The organism is Campylobacter sp., from assembly GCF_052170435.1.
Taxonomy (GTDB): domain Bacteria; phylum Campylobacterota; class Campylobacteria; order Campylobacterales; family Campylobacteraceae; genus Campylobacter_A.
Map to the genome: position 1 here is coordinate 1 of NZ_JBQNAN010000049.1, position 3,274 is coordinate 3,274.

Sequence of the window (3,274 nt, forward strand, 5' to 3'; positions counted from 1 at the left end):
TAGGCGTTTTGGATACGCTGAAACTGCGTTTTGCACTCGTCCAAAAGCTCGGGGCTAAGCGCGGCGTGAAAGTCGGGGTGATAGGCTTTAACAAGCTCCAGATAGCGGTTTCGCACATCCTCGAAGCTATCGTTTTTATCGCATCCAAGCACTGTAAAATGATCCTCGAAAAGGCTAGCAAGAGCAGCAAATTTGGCCTCGTTTTTCTTGGCGCAGATTTTGATCTGTTTTTTAAATTTTTCAAATTCCTCTTCGTTATAGTTAAAGATGATCGAAAATTTCATGTATTCGCTTTTGTTAAACAGCTCTTCTAGGCGCGCGCACTCGCCTAAGTTTACGATATTTATGGCGATTTGACCCTCGGCGGATAAAATTTGCTTTGACTCAAAGCCTCTGATGATGTGCGAGATGAAGGCTTCGTTTGAGCGATCAAAGCTAAATATCGCGCCGCCGCGCACGAAGGCGACATCGACGAAAACCATGGCTTTAAGCGAGTTTGGTTGGATGTAGTGGAGTTTGATGGTTTTATACTCGGCGAAGTTTAAATTTACGTTTTTTAGCTCGTATCTTTGGCAGAGTTTTTTTAGAAATTTGACGAAATATTTGCGCTGGACCTTCTCGTTTTCGTCGTAAAACGACATTACTTTGCCTTTTTGCCCCAGCGTCTTGGCGAAGTTTCGCTTTATGAGCGCTTGCAGCTCGAAAAACAGATCCGCGTCTGATGTTTCTATGCTTAGAGATTCTAGATTTTGACTTACTTTTATCAAATTTTGCCTTTATAAAACGCATTTGAAAGCATTTTTTATTCCGCTTTTTCCCACACGGGCGTTTCATCTAGTGCGACGTATTCGCACAGGCGCTCGTAGGGCTTGTAGTCTGCTTTGTAGGCTAGGCTAGGGCAGTCTTTGACGTAGTAGCCTAGGTATATCCAGCGCAAATTTAGCTGCCTGGCCAGTAAAATTTGCTGATAGAGCGAGTATCTGCCGATGCTAAGATCCGCAAAATCAGGATCATAATAGCAATAAACCGCCGAGATACCGTCGCTAAGGATATCGACTAGATCAACGCCGATGAGCCTGCTGTCCGCAAAATACGCAATCTCCTTGCCAAACTCCGCGTGTCCCGCGACGTAGAGCTCGTAGTAGCGGCGGAAGTCCAGCTCGTAGTACTTCCACTCGCGCTTTTCTTGCATAAATTTGTGGTATTTTTTGTATAGCGCGACGTGCGCGTCGTCTAGGAGCGGCTTTGTGAGGATGATTTTGGTGTTTTCGTTTTTGCGTATAGTGCGGCGGGCGGATTTGCTAAATTTAAAATTTAGCGCATCGACCCTGATATTTACGCACTCGCGGCAACCCGCGCAGTTTGGCTTGGAGAAATATTTGCCAAAGCGCCTAAAGCCGCGCCTAGCTAGAGCGTCGTTTACGGCAAAGTCGCAGCCGTCTATGTAGCGATACTCCATGCGCGAGTCCCTGTCCTTGAGGTAGGGGCAGGGACTAGGCAGGGTGGAAAACGGCACGACTAGCACTTTTTGATATCCGCGTCCTTGACGTAGGCTAGAAACTCGTCGCGTAAATTTTGCTCTTTGTGCGCGATGGCTTCTTCTTTGCTGAAGGTTTTTGGCTCAGGCTTTAAATTTTGTTTCGCGGCATTTTTGGCGGCTAAATTTGAGCTCAAATTTGCATTTTGCTCCTTTTGCAGCTCTTTTTTTATATCCTTTAAACTATCGAAAAAATCATTCATCCGCGTGCTCCTCTTTAAATTTCCTAGCGTCTTTTACTCTTTGTATCGCGGCGGCGATGGCAGCGATCACCTCCTCGTTGTCTTCATTGTCTTTGGTTTTCATTTTTTCTAGCAGGGTAGGCATTTTGTTTTCGACGTAGGACGTATCAAAAAATCCTCGCCTAAAGTCGCGCTCCTTGCTAATGCTGAGCAAAAACGGGATCGTGGTTTTGACGCTGCCTTCGATCGTAAACTCATCCAGCGCGCGTTTTAGTTTATTTACGGCTAGATCGTAGCTAGGCGCACGCACGATTAGCTTAGCTAGCAAGCTATCGTAAAACGGCGGTATCTGATAGTCTTTATATAGATGGCTATCCACGCGAACGGAAGGTCCCAGAGCAGGGTAGTAACCGCTGATCTCGCCAGGGCTTGGGATGAAGTTTTGCCATGCGTCCTCGGCGGTGATACGCGCCTCGATCGCAAAACCCTGCGTGATGACGTCGCTTTGCTCCATGTCTAGGATTTCGCCCGCAGCGATGCGGATCTGGCGCACGATGAGATCCACGCCCGTGATCTCCTCGGTCACGCCGTGCTCGACCTGGATACGGGTGTTCATCTCCATAAAATAAAAGTTGTTGTAATCATCGAGCAAAAACTCGATCGTGCCGGCGTTGGTGTAGTTTACGGCCTTTGCGGCTGCGACTGCGGTCACGCCCATGCTTTTTCGCAGACTTTCGCTCATAGTGGGGCTGGGCGCTATCTCGAGGATCTTTTGGTGGCGGCGCTGGATCGAGCAGTCGCGTTCGGCCAGGTGGATGATGTTGCCGTATTTGTCGCCTAAAATTTGAAACTCGATATGGCGCGGATTTACGACGTATTTTTCCATGAAAACTTCGTCGTTGTTAAAAAACGCCTTAGCCTCGCGCGTGCAGCTTTCAAAGCTAGATTCTAGCTCTTCTTCTTTCCACACGACGCGGATGCCGCGTCCGCCGCCGCCGCCGCTAGCTTTTAGGATAACCGGATAGCCGATGCGCTCGGCGTATAGTTTGATGTTTTCTATCGTTTCGTTGTTTAGTTTCTCGGTGCCCGGCACGATAGGGATACCGTTTTTATTCATCAGATAGCGAGCGATATTTTTATTGCCCATTTTGCGGATGACGTCGGCGGTAGGTCCGATGAAAACCAGCCCTGCATCCTCGACCTCTTTGGCAAATTCGTAGTTTTCGCTCAAAAATCCGTAGCCCGGGTGTATCGCGTCTGCGCCGCAAGCTTTTGCGACCTCGACTATGCGCTTGGCGTCTAGGTAGCCCTTGATCGGGTCGATGCCGATCTGGTAGGCCTCGTCGGCTATTTTGACATGCAGGCAGTCTTGGTCGGGCTTGGTGTAGATAGCGACGTTTTTAATGTGTAGGTCTTTGCAAGCGCGGATCACGCGAACGGCGATCTCTCCGCGGTTTGCGATCAAAATTTTATGTATCACTTGGCTTTCCTTTCTTATTGTTTTTTGAATTTTACTCTTTTTTGCTTGCTGATGCTTGAAATTTGCTTTTTTAGA

The 3,274-nt window shown here is 48.0% G+C and carries 4 protein-coding genes; all 4 read right to left on the reverse strand.

Annotated elements, in window-relative coordinates; genetic code table 11:
• Positions 1 to 767 (reverse strand): J domain-containing protein (locus ACTTJF_RS09950; RefSeq protein WP_442551830.1); only part of this gene is annotated, 767 nt, incomplete at its 3' end.
• Between the two features lie 35 nt (positions 768 to 802).
• The gene (locus ACTTJF_RS09955; RefSeq protein ID WP_442551831.1) at positions 803 to 1,525 is read right to left on the reverse strand and encodes an arginyltransferase; all 723 of its coding nucleotides are present in this window, start codon (positions 1,523 to 1,525) and stop codon (positions 803 to 805) included.
• Positions 1,519 to 1,740 (reverse strand): hypothetical protein, encoded by a 222-nt coding sequence (locus tag ACTTJF_RS09960; RefSeq protein WP_314978254.1) that lies wholly within the window; start codon positions 1,738 to 1,740, stop codon positions 1,519 to 1,521. Before ACTTJF_RS09960 ends, ACTTJF_RS09955 begins: the two co-directional genes overlap by 7 nt.
• Positions 1,733 to 3,199, reverse strand: coding sequence for an acetyl-CoA carboxylase subunit A (locus ACTTJF_RS09965; protein ID WP_122867933.1), 1,467 nt, complete (start codon positions 3,197 to 3,199; stop codon positions 1,733 to 1,735). Before ACTTJF_RS09965 ends, ACTTJF_RS09960 begins: the two co-directional genes overlap by 8 nt.
• Positions 3,200 to 3,274 lie beyond the last annotated feature (75 nt).

Coding starts and splice junctions, on each gene's coding strand:
- ACTTJF_RS09960 (WP_314978254.1), bottom strand. CDS start 1,740: ATGAATGATTTTTTCGATAGTTTAAAGGATATAAAAAAAGAGCTGCAA.